Origin of the sequence: Aquimarina litoralis, from assembly GCF_019295435.1 — a bacterium.
In the GTDB taxonomy this organism is placed as follows: Bacteria; Bacteroidota; Bacteroidia; order Flavobacteriales; family Flavobacteriaceae; genus Aquimarina; species Aquimarina litoralis_A.
Window position 1 is genome coordinate 13,393 of the sequence record NZ_WEKL01000055.1, and the last position, 16,342, is coordinate 29,734.

Genomic DNA, 16,342 nt, shown 5'->3' on the forward strand with positions numbered 1-16,342 from the left:
TCATTTTAATTGCTATTTGTTTTATAGTATCTTGTATAAGATTATTTATCATTTTTTTCTAATTCTAACCATTCTTCATAAGAAATAACCAAACTTCCTTTTGCAGGATTATACTTTCCAGGTAATTTCCCAATGAATTCTAGATAATGTCCATCAGGATCTGTAAAATAAATCGATATTGCAGGAATATTTGCGAAAACCATTGGTTTTTCTGAGTCGTCTCCTAAAAAATTCCAAAAGCCTATATTATGGGACTTTAAAAAGTTTACAGATTCATTTAATATCCATTCCCAATCACACTCGAATGCAAAATGTCTTTGGTCAATTTCATCTTTTGATTTTTCCCAAATACCTAGAAATGATTGTTTCACTTGATCTCCAATCCAAAACAAAGCAACTCTTCTTTCTTCTTCATAAAGAAATTGTTCAAGTTTTAAAACCTTTGTATAAAATTCAATTGAACGTTCCAGGTTTTCAACAAACAAATGAGTTTCAAAAAGGCCTTTTATCATTTTTCACGTTCTTTTTTTGTGATGATATGTCACAGTAAATATATAAATCTGAGTAAAGCACGTATGCCAGAACAAATCTATCTATTCGTACATTTTTACTTCTTGTTTAATTATTAAAATCTATATCATTTATAGAGTGCTTTCTATTTGTTTTACCCAATTAATTTGCTCATCAGTATCAGGTACAGTTAATGTTCTTATTTTACTCAAATAATCAAATACGGATCCTGAATCAAAGCCATTCTTTATCAAAATACTTGCGATAACAATAGAAGTTCTTCCAATTCCCATTCTGCAATGCACAACAATCTTCTTATTTTCTTTTAACCTATTATTTAGGTTAGTTATTAATTGAACAAAATCACTAATATTTTCTGGAACTCCTCTATCTTGAATAGGAAAACTTATGAACTCAATATCATATTTTTGACAAAGGGCTCTTTCTTTTTCAATTTCCAATTCCGTTTCTTCATATTTTTTTAATAGTGAAATAACGGTATCAACTTCTTTAAAATTTAAGTTTCTGATTTCATCTTCTAACCAATCATTACCCTTTGGTCTAGCCATCATGCCGATTTTCCCCTTTTTTAACATATCAACCCAGTAAATTCTCATTTATTAAATGTATTCAGCCTTATAAAAATATAAAACAAATTTTCTAATTCAATTACTGTACTAGTAATCTCTCTAGCTACCTTTCGTTTTGAATTCTAAAAATTATGATTAAATATTCTTTTGCTCTATACCACAATGTATTTGAGCCATGATTAAGAATGTTTTTAATCGATCAAAATCTTCTTTTAGTTTTTTCCATCAAGCCTATTCACTTTGGGTTGAATTATCCAAATTCCAATGAAATAGAACCATAATAGAAAAAACTCTGCAGCAAAATCTTCAAATCGAGTGTTTCTTTGTAATTCAGCAGTTTTGATAGTTTTCGCTACAAAATACATGGAGTAGAAAATACAAAACATAGAAAACAGATGAAGTGGTAAAATAATCGCCACCATCCAACCACTACTTGCAACGTCATTAATTCCCATTCCAGAAAAAACTCCCGTCATATAAACCATTTGGAAATTGATATAGATTAAAGGGATAAAAAAGAAAGCTTTGAATTTTTTTATTTTCATGGTTACTCCTTGCGGGATGTTCTTTTGAAGGCCAATCGCAATGGACCAAAACCACCCAAAAAAGACCGCAGTAAAAAGAATCATCATTATTGGAAAAATGGTGAAAATGCTCATAAATTCTTCAGTATGAGGATGAGATTCCCTTTCAAATTCAGCGAACATATTGAACATAAAATAAGCTTGAAATACTAATGGTATTCCAAGCATTATGATAAATAATTGCCAATGCTTTGCTTTTAGAAAAAAGTTTATCATTTATTTTGATAATTAGGTTTATGCATTACAACCAAAGTTGTATTCTAGAATCATTGAGTATCACTCGCTTTATTCCATTTGATCTTTTACGACTGTGGTTTTTGATAAGAAGTCGTGAATTCCGTTTTTTACGAATACAAATGAAATTCTATCAAATGGTATAAGCCGACATAAAGTTCGGGCGATGATATCACCTTCGGTAGGTTTCTCTCCATTCATTTTAACAACTTTTGTTTTCGTAATGAACTTCCCTATGGTTTTTTGGAATTTGATTTCCATTATAGAATAGTAAGCGAAAAACGTCCCGAATATCAAAAGATATCCAATTAAAGATATTAACCTTGGACCAGTGGGTTGAATAAAAAATGCAAACACAGAACTCACAATCAATGCTAAAACGGACCCTACTATAAAATCGATTAGAAAGTTTACAAAACGAATTCCTGAGCCAACAACATTAGCATCTATTTTTTCCTTTTGTTCTTTTTCGGCTGTGGCTTTTTCCCTAATTTGTTCGAAGTCAGCAGTGTCAATATTGCGTTTCTCTATTTCGATTTCAGCAGCTTCGATTGCAAGAGGTTGATATTTACCTCTTTCTACTGTTACTATTTTTATCAATTCTTTGTCAGTCCGTTGGGACATCACTTCTTGAAATTCGTTCTCCATTTAGTTTATATATAGCGTTAACCAATGTTTACTCCCAACAAAAATCATTATAATAGTCAACCATCTCATTTGCATTTGTTTTTCTAAATTCTCCTGTTTTTAATTTTTCTACGATCTCTTTACAATCCGAAAAATATTTTTGAGCTTTTTTTCTAAAATTCCCGGTCAAAGCTGTTGGATGTTTTTCATTTGTTCTTTTGACATAAAGCTTATTAATAGAGAATTTTTTCTTCTGTATAGTTGATGATCTGTCTTGAAAATTACCACCAGTATAATAGTTATAACTAGTAACATCTGCATATAAATTAATATTTCCTTCTGATAAAACTTCTAATAGCTTAGGAGATTCATTTGGTTTCAAAGTAACATATTCATACATACCTCCATGATTATAGTCAAAGAAAACAATACTCTTTACCATTAGATACGTCCAAACATCATAATCATCATCAAGAGAAATTCTAAATTTAATTTCATTTAGTTTATGAATCATACCATAACCTTCTAAAGAAGTTCCATCTTTAAAAAAGATTTCCGCTTCTTGTTCCTGAGAAAACATCTCATTAAAAGAGATTAAAACTAGTATGAAGAATATAATTTTTTTCAAATCTGTATTATTTGCTAACATCTAGATATTTCTCTTAATAAACATATATCATTTACTATAAGTATCATAACGGGAAGATATGTTACCCATATTTTTTTGATTCATATTGTAAAGTGTTATGAACTAACAATCTCTACTCATGTTATTGCAATGGTATATCCTTTATTATTCATAAAATATTTTAAAACGAATACTTCAATTACTCTCCTTTATATTCAAACCAATCAAAAGATGCTACACTCTTACTTTTCTGCCCATTACTTGTTGTATACATTCCAATATAAGGACCATTAAAGCCATCTGCTATTTCATGGGAGATAACTTTTAGGTCTAAAACTTTACTCAACCTTTTCATTTGATCTTCAGAGGCTCCATAGCTGAGTGTTAATTTGCGTCCTTTGCCTTCCGCTTTTAATATCACTTTCTGATCTTGATATTTGATTCTTTCAATTTCAGTCTTTTCTTTACGAAGTGTTTGTATAATTACCAATTCGTCCTTTTCTTTTAGAAATTGAAAATGACATTCACTACTTCGATAAATAATCATTCCTGCCATTTCATTTTTCTTTTTTGAAGAAAAATCCATAGAAAATGAAGCTTCAAAATTATGATGCTGAACTCTACGAGCGATTAGTGAGGGGTTTGTAAGGCTATCTATACTATTGGGTCTTAGTGAAAGAACTAAATTTCCATTCTGTAAAGCGTACCATTTGCTTTCTGGGGTTCTTAGCATATTCCACTCAAGGCCTAATTTGTTACTCTCAAAATCATCTCTAGTTGGTTTTTTCTTGAAAGGTGTCCAAGGCAAATTGGGACGTTTCATTTCTAATTCAACAATTCCCTTTCCTCTATTAAATATAGGGGTTTGGTCATCAAAACTTACAGGGCATAAAAATGTTTCACGCGCCAAAAGTGTATATCCATCTACATATCTTTTCCCGAGCATTACCGCCCACCATTCTCCATTTTGGGTTTCAATGATATCCGTATGCCCTATGGAATGGATTGGATAATCTTTGCCCAAATGACGATGCGTTAGCACAGGATTCACTTGATCGGCGACATAAGGTCCAAAAATAGCATCAGAATGATGAACTGTTGTAGCATGCATATAACCAGTTCCTCCTTCGGCTACCATCAGCATATATTTATTATTAATCTTATATAAGTGAGGCCCTTCTGTCCAAACTGCATTATTAGCATGTCCAAATGTAAGTTGTTTTCGTTCTCCTATAAGTTTTCCTTGCTTTGTATCAAGTTCTTGTATCCATGCACCTTGCTGATCTTTCCATTCAGGTTTTGCATTTAAATTTCCATGTCCTACATAATAACATTTTCCATTATCATCCCACATAAGTGAAGGGTCAATTCCTGGAGAATCAAGCCAAACAGGGTCTGACCATGGACCTTCAGGATTTTTAGCGGTTATATAGAAATTACCTCCTTTTTCACACTGAACGCAGGTAGTTATTAGATAAAATAATCCCTTATGATAGCGAATCGTTACGGCAAAAATGCCCATATAATCTTTGAGCCCTTCTTGCAGTTTCAGTTGTTCTGGGCGATGTAAACCATAGCCTATAAGCTCCCAATTAACTAGATCTTTACTATGATGAATCGGCATACCTGGAAACCATTCAAATGTAGAATTTACCAAATAATAATCATCTCCTACTCTACAAATAGATGGATCTGGATGGTATCCTGATATAATAGGATTATTAAAAGTATCGGGCAGATTTGAACTTATTTGACTATTATCCGTATTGATTTGCGATTGACATTTCAAAAATACACTGATCGCTACCAGTATAAGGACAGTTTTCCGGTTCATCGTATGGAGTTGTTAAGAGTATTACATTTTTATTTTTGTATGATGATCAGTTAGCATATATCTATTTCTCATTAATGCTTCATAAAAATATAAAATAAATCTCCTCAATAGATCATTATGCTAGTAACTTCTACTCCCGTTGTTTTTTCAGTTGATCTCTATGTTTATAGTACAATTCAGAACATTGATCAGTATAGTCTACGGATATTCCTTCGTCAAAATCTTCTAGATATATTTTATTGAAAAACATCTTTGTTTTGATGGTTGGGATTTTAATCAGTTTCCCTTCATTATTATTAGCTGCCAGATCATAATAATTCCAATTGCCTATATAATCACCTGTGAGTAGGTTAACACTAGATTCTCCACTACCATTATTAGCAGCGTTGCCAAAAGAATATCGGCTCATACCAATTAATCTTATTTTCTTGGTTTTTTTATCATATCTAAATTGAGCAGAGTGCCCTGATCGCATCCAATGATTCTCAAAGTAAAATCCATTTTTCGCATCTTTGATAAGACATCTGTTAGTTAAGTCTATAGGTTTACTTTCCACTTTTTGGAATTGTTTACTGGATAATAGGCATACAATTGTAGAGGTATTCAAATCGATGTAAACGGTGTCCACTACTCCATCAAAATCGATATCTTTTTGAAATTTATCTTGTGCTACAACAGTAATACTGATTAGAAAAAGGATGATAGAAAAAAGGAATGTTTTCATGTTAAGTTGATATGTTCGTTTTATATTCATTATACTTTTCCTATCATAGACATGGTGTTAAGTACACAATGCGCAATAATTAAAGGCCATAAATTTCGGCCAAATTTCACATAGGCTATACCCATCACTAAACCTATAATACCTACTGTAATAGATCTTTCTGATATATCGTAGGAATGCCTAAATCCAAAAATCATCGCTTGTAAAAGAACCGCAATTGCAGTAGTGAATGACGTTTTAGAGAATAAACGTTCGAACCAAGTTATTAAAAAACCTCTATCTAACAATTCTTCTAGTGCTGATTGAATTAATATAAACGGAATAATCGTGAAAAAATGAGCCCAGTTTCCTTTTAAATCCCCAAATTTAGAAACCGCATCTTCTGAAGAGGTGTCTGGTGCTAAGGCAAAAGGTAATACATCTTGAATCTTTTGAAAAATTATAATCAATATAGGAATAGTAATTAATATCCCAATAGTTACCAATAGTGTTATTAGTATATTTTTGGGTGTTCGCAATCCTAAATCTTTCCATGATATATTACGAACTTTCATTCTCCATGAGGCAACTAATAAAGTGGATAATGACCACATTAATCCATTTGCAATAAAAGGTAATTGAGAAAAGTAAATTTCTCTAATTAAAAACATTACGGTTAGATATAGAAGAATGTCGAAAAGAAATCCTTTATAATTAGTTTGTTTGGAGATTAGTTCTGTACTCATTTTAGTCGTTTAATTTTCTAATACGACGTTGATATTTTATTTTAGTTACAGTTTTGTTTGAAGGTATTTCACATTGCGTAGCGTCTTCTTACTTTTCTATTTTATAGATCATTTCATAATCATGAGCTGTTACCAAAATTGGAATCTCTGTCCATTTTTTATTATTTTCAATGTATGTGTGTCTAAATAATTCTTGGAGTTTTAGGATAATAATAAGCTCACATATTTCCATTGATTTTTTTTCATTTTCATTATTGTTTTCAGAATGCTCCATATAATTTTTAAACGCAGCTTGAAGTTCTTCAAGGCCAGTTATTATTAGACTATTATTTGAGTCAAATTTAAAGTCACAAAGCCAATCTAAATCTTCTGGATCCATTCCATTATAAAAATCATATGCAAATAAATCAATAAACCATTTATCATTATTGATAGTAAACCCATTCATTTCACAATAAACTGCCTTTAGATTAACATTTGATTCAAATTTATTCTCTTTTTTTCCAAATACTTTTTCTAAAAAATTAATCTTTTTGGGCTTCGGTGTTTCTGAAAAATATTTAATCGCACTAGTTATGAAGTTTTCTAAATAAATAGCCAATTTTGGCTTTAAGTGTAGTAGATTTTTATTCAACACTTTATGAAAATCGGTACTAGGAAGTTCATTCAATTTATTTTCTGACAACTCAATAGCTCTTTCAAGTTCATTTTCATGGAGTAGTTTAGTTAATTCATTTAATAAATCAAAGTTCATGTTCTCTGAGATTATGGTTACACACTACGTTTACTATTAGTGTCATAGTAGCACAAAATGTTACTCTGATTTAAACAACAACTATGCATTGATTGCATAGTTGTTAGGATACATATATATTGTTGTGTAGCAGATTCATAAATATTATCAACTTTGAGTATTTCTTCCAAATTCGACCAAATACATTATCGTGCGAGGCATAATAGGTGGCTGTGGTTTTTCTCTATTTTTTGTCGATTTGCATTAGCTCTTGGATTTATTCCAGCAGGTATCACAAAGATTATGGGGGAAAGGTTTGCTAGCGGACTATCCATTAATCATCCAATGGGACAATATCTAGAAGCTTTTCATCATACAGGTTATTACTACACATTTGTTGGAATTGCGCAAGTTTTCGCTGCTGTATTAATACTGATACCTCGAACTGTAACTTTAGGTGCTATCATATATYTTCCGATCATTTTAAATATATGTGTGCTATCTTTCGCCGTTAGATTCGATGGCTCATTCGTTTCTGCACCTTTAATGGTACTTGCCAATTTGTACATTATTTTATGGAACTACGATAGATTAAAATTCATATTTCCATTTAAAAGAATATCGAATTATCAAATAGTGGAGAAACCAAAGAAATACAGTAATAAATTCCCAACACTCTTTTTTGCAGGTGTTGCAAGTGCAATTGGGGTTTTTGTACTAATTTTTGTTTATGCTCATGAAGTAATGCCTAGAAATTCTTTATCAGAATGCACAAAACAATTTACAGACAATGAAAATAAAACCGCTGGACTGGAGTTTTGCGAATGTATTCATACTCAGGCCAGAACTTTAAATGATTGCTTATCTGAATATGAATTAGCAACGGAATGATCTTATCCATACAGGTATGACTTCATATGTGTTGTTAAAGGTGTTTTTTACCAAGTTGCTTTCACTTTTTTTAATTCCTCAGGAATAGATTCTTTCCTATAAACACTATGAAAATAATAGTTTTCTTTAAAGGGAGATTTTCTTACAAGATGTAATGTGTTTCCTTCTATTTGTGCTTGGTAATAATATCTATCCATACTTCCGGCAATAGATACATTTTGTTTTTGGAAAAATTCGATTTCAAATTCTTTTGAACCGATTGTATAGAAACCTTGATTACCAGAATCTAAAATACTTTTGCTATTCTTGATCCTTTTAATTTCTGTATTGTCCATCATATAAGGTATAAAACTTAGAACGTGACCACTTTCGAAGAACCATAAAATTTCTGAGCCGCTATGATTAGATCTTTTTTTATTATTATTCTCAAATAAGAAACTTTCGCTTTGATAAGTATAGTCAAGTCTATACCAGTATTCAGTGTCTAAAACTCTTTTAATTCCTTCATTAGGTATATTTTTTAATGTCCAATGTTTTTCATTTACTCTATATCTTCCGTTTTTGTCAATTTTCCCATAATAAGGTGAACAGCCAAAGACAAGAAAGCTTAAAATTAGAATTCGTGTTTTTTCTTTTAACATCAAGAATTTTTATAATTACCTCTGAGGTCAATTTATGACTTTTTATAGATATACATACTTAGTTATAAGTACCTATACCTAAAAAGCGCAAAATGTTACCACATGTCTTATTCTTCTACTAATGTATTTTTCTTTCTAAAAATTAGAATACTTAGTAACGTTCCAATTAAAAGCCCAATAAATAAATATTTCCCAAAATTTAAATTCTGAATATCCATTGTATTTTGAACTCCAAATGCAATATTAAATGCTGATAACTTTTTAAATAGGTTATTTAGTTGGAATATTTTTAATAGCCAACACACGATACCAGTTCCTAGTATCAATGCGAGATTAGTCATAATTCTTCTTGGAGATTTTGGCCTTGTGAATTTTTCAGAAATTAAATATAATAAAGGAAAAATTCCCATTGAAACTATAAAAAAAAGATGATTTTTAAACTGTATTCCAACGGAACTAGCTACAAGAGTGACGTTTCTTTTATTAAGTAGCGAAAATGAGAAATCGAGAAAATATTTATGAGTTAAAACTCCAATAGCAGTTGAACCTATTGTTAGAATAAGATATATAATTACTTTTTTCATTACGTCTAAAATGTATGGTAATGTTAATTCATATCTATAATTTAGATATATGCTTTACTATTAAGTGTACTAATGGCTTAAAATGTTACCCTTATTTCTACAAAAACTGAGTGTTGAGTGGTTAGTTTCTATCTCAGATATATATTGTCTTAACCGTTTTTTTTAGTTGTTTTAGTCCTCTAATGTTATATAACCAAGAACGTCATACGTATTATATTTTTTCTGATATTTTAATCTAATTCCAATGTCTTGATAGTCCGTAAGAATTTCTAAAATACAATCAGCTTTGTTATCTCCATATGGTTTAGGTAAGTCACCTCGTTTTATTTTCAATTCATAGGTCTTTATATTATCTGTCAATTCTATCAGTTTATTACTCAGTCCTTCTCTAATTCTTATTTCAGGATGATTATATGATGATCCTTTTGGTGGTGGGTTATTCAAAATTTCCTGTCCTATGTTAAGGATTCTTTCCTCATCAATTTTTCCAAAGTGTGAACACGATAAAATTAGAAAAGCGATAACTGCCGTGAAAAAATATCTCATTAGTATTAATTGGTTACAAAGTTTTATTTTTTTAAAGCTTTTTTTGCTAGTTCAATAATTGCTTCATAATCAAAGTGAGAACAACCACCTTCACTCATTACTCTTTTTCCGGTCTTTTTGATTTCTCCTTCTCCCATCTCCCAGTTTAAAACAAAAAACTCCTCCTTAAAAACCTGTTCTAACTTTGAGTGATTTAAGCCCTCCTCTGTTTGTTCAAAATTMTCTTCGATTTCGATAACTTTTATTGGAATTCCATTAGTCAAATAAATGGTTATCCTTATTCGTCCATAGGAAAGTCCAATTTCTTGAATGATTTTACGAATATAGTTGTTATTCCTCCAGAGTTTTAGAATTCCGCCTCCATCTGTTGCGATTCCTGTTAATTGAGCCCAATCGAATTCATTAATGGATAGTTCAGAATTAGAATCTATTAAATTCACTTCATGATCAATTTGCTCAAGACGATTTTCTTGTCCAAATGTTAATAGTCCGATTAGGAATAAAATAAGATTTATTGCTTTTTTCATACGGTATTCTAGGCTGATTTGTTTCGTATAATTATTTTGGTCAGATTTGGAATAATAGAAAGGATTGCACTTAAGCTTATAATCAATCCATAATTTATTTCATTAAAATGTAATGTTCTAATTCCATCGAGGCATGCTGTACATTCTATAACTTTAATGTTTGCGTAAATAGATGAAATTCCAATTATTAAGACTCCAAAAATAAGAACACATATTATTACACTTTTTAAGATTTGATTAATTTTTTGATTCAGATTTTCTAAAGTCAAAATTAGAAATCCTATTCCAAAAGTTATGAAGTATAATTTATTGGAGAATATAAAGAAGTTCTTTCCAACCAATCGAATTTTGTTGGATGTTGACCATCTAAAAATATTTTGAATTATTTCACGTAAAAAAGATTCGGTATAGAATGCAATTCCAATTCCGATCACAAACGCTAAAAATCCAAATAATATCCTTTTTATCAATTTTAATGTATTAATTGTATTCTATTTTTCTTTCCCAAACAAAACCTAATTCACCATTAGAATATCTTTTTTTAGTAATCCAATTATTATTTTCATCGTATTCATAGGAAAATGAGGTCCAATGCTTTTGATTCCCATCTTTATCATACCAATATTGGGAGGTTATGTTGTTGTTTTTATCGTATTCAGAAATAAATTTAGTGTAATCTCCATTTGCTTTAGTTAACTCAGATGTTATTTCATTGCCCTTATCATCATACTTAAAAGTTCTAACATCTTTAATGGAACCATCCAATTTAAAATCAGTTTCTTCTATTAATTGATCTTTAGCGTTGTATTTGCTTGTAGTTTTAAAAGTACGGTTAGAAACAATATTGGTTCTTGATATGGATAATACATTACCATTCGAGTCATATTCATTGTCTTGTGTTGCGGTCAATTTATTGTTCGAGTTGTAAACATTATACTTTACGATATTGCCATTAGTGTCAAATTCTGTAGTTGTATAACTTTTTAAGTTTCTTTCTTTATCGTAGGATGTACTTTTAATTAACTTGCCTAGTTGATTTTTTTCTAGATATACCTTTTGATAAATGGTACCATCTATTTCATACTTCCAATATTCAATTAGTTCTCCTTTTTCATTATAAAAATTCTTCTGTTCGAGACTTTGATTAAAAGCTTGTTCTCTTGTTAATTCTCCACTCCTTTTTGCACTATATGAAGCTTGAACAATAGTTTTAAAAGTATTCTTTTCAGATATTATAGCAGTTTTTGTAGGTAAATAAAAAGAGATAAGTCCTACGATTATGATGTTAATTAAAATTTTCATTTGTATGATGTTACCTAAGGTTTATTATATGTGTCATAGTGGAGTGAAATGTTACTCTAATTTCTACAAAAACATAGTATTGAATACATAGTTGCTATGATTATACAAAATATTAGGCAACCTTCTTTTTAATTATTTTGCGTATAATATATATTAATAATGAAATTCCTAAGAAAATCAAGGCCCATTTAGAACTTTCACCAGATTCTTTCAAATGTTGGTCATAATCTGATTCATAGGTTCCTGAATGATTTATACTATTTATTATAGTTGTAATATTTCGAAAATTTTCGTTATCATTTTCTGGAAAATCAAAATATTGAAGGTTTAACCATCCTCTTTTTCCCAAACTCTTTACTTCAAAAAGTGATTTTCCCATTATCGAGTATTTAGCCAGGGAATAGTTTTCAGAACCGTTTATTAAAAGACTATCTGCAGGTATGTCTTTAGTTACTATTTCATTAAGGTGTCTTAAAACTTCTTCAGCACTTTTTAATCCAGAATCAGGGTTTTCATAGTATTGATATTGAATTTTTGGAAATTTTTCTAAATCCACTGAATCAGTAAAAATTTTTCCTGTTTCATTATAAAAATCTAAGTCCAACTTTCTGCCTTGTTCTGCAAAATAATGAAATTGGGAAGGTACTGAAAAAGTCAAATCTCTCAATTTAACTTTTGTTTGTGCACTTATTGAATTCCAGATTAACAAAGCTAATATTAATACTAAATTTTTCATTCTTAGATGTTGTGTATAGTGTATGAATATATTCATCGATAGCTATATAATCGCATAAATATAACTTTTAAACACAAACTTTTACAAATTACAAAATAAGAATATGTTTTAGACATCAATATACGATTCACAAAAGCAATCAACCTCTTCATCACTACAAATTCCCAAAGACACTCAACAAATTCACGCTGTACTTGTACAAATAACCTCTTGCATCTTCAAAATGAGCAATGGAAGTCTACAAACTGCCACTTTCAGTATGCAAATGAGTAGTAAAGCTGTCAAAATTTCAGAGTGAACCGCCAATATTTCAGGTGTCGCCATGTAAATTACGACTGTACTTTAACAAATGAACACTGCCTCCCTCTAAATACCCTAAATCACAACAAATCAAAATATTAACTCAAAATCTTTCTCTTTTTGTTTTGAATACTTTTTAAGAAAATTAGCAAATCCTTGCGATTTTTTCGGCATTATCATTGACTTATTAAAAACATCATACAATTTCACGTGAGTTATGATAGAATGAATAATGAATCGAATATTAATTTTTAAAACTTACTAAAATGACAAAGAAACAAATTAGAAAAATAGAGATGTACAATGCCGTACAAGCATATCTAAACGCAAATGCATCTATATGGAATCAAATACCTATGGCTGGAATGCTTAAGGAAGAATTCGATGCCTTGGTAGCAGAAATCAATCAGAATAAAGAAAGTCAAGAAGCTTCTCGATTATTTCTGGGAGATGCCAAAAGACGACAAAAACGTATCGTAGCTAATAAAGCAGATATTCTAAATAGTGCTTTAGAAACCCATGCTGCTTATATGGGTGATATCGAACTAGAGCAAAAAGCAGCACGAAGTTTTAGCAAGATCTATGGATTACGTAATGAGGATTTTAGTATCCTGATCAGTGAAACAATTTCTTTATTACAAAACCATCAGGAAGCTTTGATTCCGTATGGAGTTACTACAGAGATGATTGCTGATCTGGAAACCAGTTATGACAAGTTTCAACAGATCAAAGGAAAACCAAGACAGCTACGAATTTCCACTTCGCAAGCCACGAAATCCTTAAAACGATTGTTTAAAAATACCAGTACGTTATTAACCAATCGATTGGATAATGTGATGAAACTCTTTAAACAAACAAACCTTAATTTTTATAATGGTTATGTTGCTGCAAGAGTGATTGTTGATACCTAAAGAAGTTTATAATGAATATTGAATAATTTTTAGTTTCAAGTTCGGGCTTCGAGAGCCTCAGCCCTCGGTTTTTGTTTAAATAATAAGGACCCTGAGGCTCTCGAAGGGTCGAACTCTGATTCAGATTATAGTCTGTCAATATGCTTTTTTGGCTTCGAGATCGTATGCTGAGCCTGTCGAAGTACAGCCCTCGGTTTTCATTTACATTATGTGAGCCCTGAGGTGTCACACTGAGCTTGTCGAAGTGTTCTCGAAGGGTCGAACTCTGATTCTGGTTATAGTCTGTCAATATGCTTTTTGGGCTTCGAGATCGTATGCTGAGCTTGTCGAAGTACGGCCCTCAATTCACAGGTTAAAGAATTATCGCTCTATCAATTTAGAGCCTATAATATGTTGATATACTTCATTACGAAGGGTTCTGCTAATCTTAATTTTTGTTTTTTCGATGTGGATTAGATTTCCTTCTAGTTTTTGCACATGCTGTATGCCGATCAAATAATATCGATGTACACGCATAAACTTTTCTTGTGGTAATTCCTTTTCCAACTGCTTTAACGAAACCAATGTGAKGTATTTATCTTTATGAATCGTATTCACATACACATAATCGTTAGCAGTTTCTATATAAGTGATATCATCAATAAATACCTTAATCACCATCCCGTCAGATTTGATAAATATGTAATCATGAGGATCTTCCGTTTTTACCTTTTTATTCAGCATTACATAGATGTTGTTTAGCGAATTAAAAAGAAAATGTGGATTGATCTGATTGGAAGTATCTAATTCTTTGCTTTGTAATTCCTTGATCAAATGCTCTTTTTTATACCATTCATCAATCAGAAATAAGGTCATCGATAAACACATGGATATAATAAGTTCTGTAGTAACGGCTATTTTTCCTTTGATTGTGGTGAAAAAGTCAGCGGTTCCCGAATGAATGGTTTCAAAATAAAAAGCTAGGTAATTAGAGGTAATCCAAGTGATGGCAGCAATTCCAAATAGTACTAATAGAATATAACTAGCAATTTTCTTTTCTAAAAGAAACTTAGGAATGAATACATATAAATTGACATATACCAGTAGCGCATACAATAGAAAAGGTATGGCATTGGTCTTTAGATTTTCAAAAATGCTACCGTTATAATTAAGATCGTGTACACTCCATAGTAGCAGGTATAATAACCAAAATATACTATGCTTAGAAACTTTACTAAAATTGATATTCATCTTGTTAAGATAACCATAAAAGAAAACTTATGGTAAGACAATCCCTTCTTTAACTTTTAACACAATACTTTTATGAATATCTGAAATATCTCGCAATGGATTTTTGTTGACCACCAGAAAACTAGCTTCATATCCTTCTTGAAGTTTCCCTAGCTTACGATCAGGAAAKATGGTATGTATGGCATTTTCTGTCCACATAGTGAGCAGTTCAAGGTTCGAAAAGACCTGCAGTTCATATAAAAAATCAAACTCTGCAACCGAGGTATCATTATACATATCCGAACCAATCGCCAGTCGCACTCCTGCCCTTTTTAATGTTTGTAGATTACGAACCACATTGGCTACCAGTTGATCATAATTGTCTTTTTCCTTATTCTTTTTAACCAACGATATGGTCGTCACTACGGTAATATCCTTTTGCTTAGCAAGTAGTGCGTCTTCAAAATGAATAGGTTTACCATTATGTATTTCTGGCAAATGTGAGATTTCATCTGCATTGGCAGCTACCGCTACATGAAAATCATGCGCTGTATTGACATGCACACTTACCCTTAAGTTAGATTGATGTGCTTTTGTAACTATTTCAGGAAATAGCTTAGGATTGAGTCCTTTATTGCCAAAAAATGTAGTGTCATTTTTACGTTTTTTATACCCTTCAGAATGTACTAACATGGTTTTGATAAAATCTGGTGAAAAAGATACAATAGAATCCCATTTACGCAGCAAGTCATTTTTATTATCAATAATCACATAGCCATGATATTCTATTTCTTTTAGATTTTCGAACAATCCTCGATACCGACCATAATTCAGAAATCGTTGACGAAGTGCCACAGGATGACCACCACTTGCTGTTAATGGAGCATGCGCCATACTTACATCCAATCCGTTGGGTTTGTTGTAATAATGCATTAATGGTGCAATACGTTTTTTGATGGATGATAATAGTTTTACATAAAAAACACCATTGGTTAAATACGAATTTATACGCTCTTCTATTTTATAACTACTCTCCAGATTATGATTATGGGCTTCAGCAAATGGTGGTATCACATAGTTATTGGCTAAATTGATAATGGAATCTATTGTTGTTTCTAATGGTTCAAAATGTAGCAAACCTTTGGTCATCCAAACCGTTTTCTTTTCAAAAGAAGTTCCATTAAACCAATACCCATTGTTTAATTGTATGTTTTGCGGTTTGAAAGTAGCGTTAGACTCTTGCGCCAAACAAGAACCATAGAAACAAATTAGGAAAAGCAGTGCCCATTGTATGCTCATAAATACCTGTAGATTTTTGATAAAGAAACTATAAACAGCAGTGTTAGTCAACAATAATAGCTGTATGGATGGCTACCATCGGTAGATGGTACTGTATGGTAGGTTGATAAATATGCTACTAGGTATTATTGGGCTTCGTGATCGTGTGCTGAGCTTGTCGAAGTATAGCCCTCGGTTTTTGTTTAAATAATAAGGACCCTGAGGCTC

The 16,342-nt window shown here is 31.1% G+C and carries 19 protein-coding genes; 2 read left to right on the forward strand and 17 right to left on the reverse strand.

Features of this window, described 5'->3' with window-relative positions:
* Positions 1 to 41: 41 nt before the first annotated feature.
* The 9 genes from GBO31_RS20690 to GBO31_RS20730 form a co-directional block, all read right to left on the reverse strand.
* Positions 42 to 512, reverse strand: coding sequence for a VOC family protein (locus tag GBO31_RS20690; protein ID WP_219010381.1), 471 nt, complete (start codon positions 510 to 512; stop codon positions 42 to 44).
* Positions 513 to 641: 129 nt separating this feature from the next.
* Entirely contained in the window at positions 642 to 1,127 is a 486-nt protein-coding gene (locus tag GBO31_RS20695) for a protein-tyrosine phosphatase family protein (RefSeq protein WP_219010382.1), read from the reverse strand.
* A 185-nt stretch (positions 1,128 to 1,312) separates the two neighbouring features.
* Positions 1,313 to 1,900 (reverse strand): hypothetical protein, encoded by a 588-nt coding sequence (locus tag GBO31_RS20700; RefSeq protein ID WP_219010383.1) that lies wholly within the window; start codon positions 1,898 to 1,900, stop codon positions 1,313 to 1,315.
* Between the two features lie 69 nt (positions 1,901 to 1,969).
* Entirely contained in the window at positions 1,970 to 2,566 is a 597-nt protein-coding gene (locus tag GBO31_RS20705; RefSeq protein WP_219010384.1) for an RDD family protein, read from the reverse strand.
* A gap of 28 nt (positions 2,567 to 2,594) precedes the next feature.
* Positions 2,595 to 3,173, reverse strand: coding sequence for a hypothetical protein (locus GBO31_RS20710; RefSeq protein ID WP_219010385.1), 579 nt, complete (start codon positions 3,171 to 3,173; stop codon positions 2,595 to 2,597).
* A 199-nt stretch (positions 3,174 to 3,372) separates the two neighbouring features.
* Positions 3,373 to 5,007, reverse strand: coding sequence for a glycoside hydrolase family 43 protein (locus GBO31_RS20715; protein ID WP_219010386.1), 1,635 nt, complete (start codon positions 5,005 to 5,007; stop codon positions 3,373 to 3,375).
* 130 nt (positions 5,008 to 5,137) lie between these two features.
* A complete protein-coding gene (locus GBO31_RS20720; protein WP_219010387.1) occupies positions 5,138 to 5,731 on the reverse strand; it encodes a hypothetical protein in 594 nt (197 codons plus the stop codon).
* Between the two features lie 29 nt (positions 5,732 to 5,760).
* Positions 5,761 to 6,456: a CPBP family intramembrane glutamic endopeptidase gene (locus tag GBO31_RS20725; RefSeq protein ID WP_219010388.1), complete on the reverse strand. Its 696-nt coding sequence runs from the start codon at positions 6,454 to 6,456 to the stop codon at positions 5,761 to 5,763.
* An 88-nt stretch (positions 6,457 to 6,544) separates the two neighbouring features.
* Positions 6,545 to 7,210 (reverse strand): hypothetical protein, encoded by a 666-nt coding sequence (locus GBO31_RS20730; protein WP_219010389.1) that lies wholly within the window; start codon positions 7,208 to 7,210, stop codon positions 6,545 to 6,547.
* Positions 7,211 to 7,492: 282 nt separating this feature from the next.
* Here GBO31_RS20730 and GBO31_RS20735 point away from each other — a divergent pair, with 282 nt between their 5' ends.
* Positions 7,493 to 8,080 carry a DoxX family protein gene (locus GBO31_RS20735; RefSeq protein WP_246615938.1) on the forward strand — a complete coding sequence of 196 codons (588 nt, stop codon included), beginning with the start codon at positions 7,493 to 7,495 and terminating at the stop codon, positions 8,078 to 8,080.
* A gap of 47 nt (positions 8,081 to 8,127) precedes the next feature.
* Here GBO31_RS20735 and GBO31_RS20740 read toward each other — a convergent pair whose 3' ends face one another.
* From GBO31_RS20740 to GBO31_RS20765, 6 genes are all read right to left on the reverse strand, one after another.
* Positions 8,128 to 8,721 carry a hypothetical protein gene (locus GBO31_RS20740; protein WP_219010391.1) on the reverse strand — a complete coding sequence of 198 codons (594 nt, stop codon included), beginning with the start codon at positions 8,719 to 8,721 and terminating at the stop codon, positions 8,128 to 8,130.
* A 107-nt stretch (positions 8,722 to 8,828) separates the two neighbouring features.
* The gene (locus GBO31_RS20745; RefSeq protein ID WP_219010392.1) at positions 8,829 to 9,305 is read right to left on the reverse strand and encodes a hypothetical protein; all 477 of its coding nucleotides are present in this window, start codon (positions 9,303 to 9,305) and stop codon (positions 8,829 to 8,831) included.
* 171 nt (positions 9,306 to 9,476) lie between these two features.
* Entirely contained in the window at positions 9,477 to 9,851 is a 375-nt protein-coding gene (locus tag GBO31_RS20750; RefSeq protein ID WP_219010393.1) for a hypothetical protein, read from the reverse strand.
* A 23-nt stretch (positions 9,852 to 9,874) separates the two neighbouring features.
* The gene (locus GBO31_RS20755) at positions 9,875 to 10,378 is read right to left on the reverse strand and encodes a hypothetical protein (RefSeq protein WP_219010394.1); all 504 of its coding nucleotides are present in this window, start codon (positions 10,376 to 10,378) and stop codon (positions 9,875 to 9,877) included.
* A 480-nt stretch (positions 10,379 to 10,858) separates the two neighbouring features.
* Positions 10,859 to 11,680: a hypothetical protein gene (locus GBO31_RS20760; RefSeq protein ID WP_219010395.1), complete on the reverse strand. Its 822-nt coding sequence runs from the start codon at positions 11,678 to 11,680 to the stop codon at positions 10,859 to 10,861.
* Between the two features lie 112 nt (positions 11,681 to 11,792).
* Entirely contained in the window at positions 11,793 to 12,416 is a 624-nt protein-coding gene (locus tag GBO31_RS20765; protein ID WP_219010396.1) for a hypothetical protein, read from the reverse strand.
* Between the two features lie 566 nt (positions 12,417 to 12,982).
* On the opposite strand from GBO31_RS20765, the gene GBO31_RS20770 reads away from it, so the two are divergent.
* Complete coding sequence (locus GBO31_RS20770; protein WP_219010397.1) at positions 12,983 to 13,627, forward strand: hypothetical protein; 645 nt, start codon at positions 12,983 to 12,985, stop codon at positions 13,625 to 13,627.
* Positions 13,628 to 13,987: 360 nt separating this feature from the next.
* On the opposite strand, the gene GBO31_RS20775 is transcribed toward GBO31_RS20770, so the two are convergent.
* Positions 13,988 to 14,857 carry a LytTR family transcriptional regulator DNA-binding domain-containing protein gene (locus GBO31_RS20775; protein WP_219010398.1) on the reverse strand — a complete coding sequence of 290 codons (870 nt, stop codon included), beginning with the start codon at positions 14,855 to 14,857 and terminating at the stop codon, positions 13,988 to 13,990.
* Positions 14,858 to 14,884: 27 nt separating this feature from the next.
* Positions 14,885 to 16,135 carry an amidohydrolase family protein gene (locus GBO31_RS20780; RefSeq protein ID WP_219010399.1) on the reverse strand — a complete coding sequence of 417 codons (1,251 nt, stop codon included), beginning with the start codon at positions 16,133 to 16,135 and terminating at the stop codon, positions 14,885 to 14,887.
* Positions 16,136 to 16,342: the final 207 nt, after the last annotated feature.

What these genes read in the sequence shown, in the direction of transcription:
- GBO31_RS20750 (WP_219010393.1), bottom strand. Translation starts at nt 9,851, where the DNA reads ATGAGATATTTTTTCACGGCAGTTATCGCTTTTCTAATTTTATCGTGT.
- GBO31_RS20720 (WP_219010387.1), bottom strand. Translation starts at nt 5,731, where the DNA reads ATGAAAACATTCCTTTTTTCTATCATCCTTTTTCTAATCAGTATTACT.
- GBO31_RS20700 (WP_219010383.1), bottom strand. Translation starts at nt 1,900, where the DNA reads ATGATAAACTTTTTTCTAAAAGCAAAGCATTGGCAATTATTTATCATA.
- GBO31_RS20760 (WP_219010395.1), bottom strand. Translation starts at nt 11,680, where the DNA reads ATGAAAATTTTAATTAACATCATAATCGTAGGACTTATCTCTTTTTAT.
- GBO31_RS20715 (WP_219010386.1), bottom strand. Translation starts at nt 5,007, where the DNA reads ATGAACCGGAAAACTGTCCTTATACTGGTAGCGATCAGTGTATTTTTG.
- GBO31_RS20690 (WP_219010381.1), bottom strand. Translation starts at nt 512, where the DNA reads ATGATAAAAGGCCTTTTTGAAACTCATTTGTTTGTTGAAAACCTGGAA.
- GBO31_RS20740 (WP_219010391.1), bottom strand. Translation starts at nt 8,721, where the DNA reads ATGTTAAAAGAAAAAACACGAATTCTAATTTTAAGCTTTCTTGTCTTT.
- GBO31_RS20770 (WP_219010397.1), top strand. Translation starts at nt 12,983, where the DNA reads ATGACAAAGAAACAAATTAGAAAAATAGAGATGTACAATGCCGTACAA.
- GBO31_RS20765 (WP_219010396.1), bottom strand. Translation starts at nt 12,416, where the DNA reads ATGAAAAATTTAGTATTAATATTAGCTTTGTTAATCTGGAATTCAATA.
- GBO31_RS20730 (WP_219010389.1), bottom strand. Translation starts at nt 7,210, where the DNA reads ATGAACTTTGATTTATTAAATGAATTAACTAAACTACTCCATGAAAAT.
- GBO31_RS20695 (WP_219010382.1), bottom strand. Translation starts at nt 1,127, where the DNA reads ATGAGAATTTACTGGGTTGATATGTTAAAAAAGGGGAAAATCGGCATG.
- GBO31_RS20745 (WP_219010392.1), bottom strand. Translation starts at nt 9,305, where the DNA reads ATGAAAAAAGTAATTATATATCTTATTCTAACAATAGGTTCAACTGCT.
- GBO31_RS20705 (WP_219010384.1), bottom strand. Translation starts at nt 2,566, where the DNA reads ATGGAGAACGAATTTCAAGAAGTGATGTCCCAACGGACTGACAAAGAA.
- GBO31_RS20725 (WP_219010388.1), bottom strand. Translation starts at nt 6,456, where the DNA reads ATGAGTACAGAACTAATCTCCAAACAAACTAATTATAAAGGATTTCTT.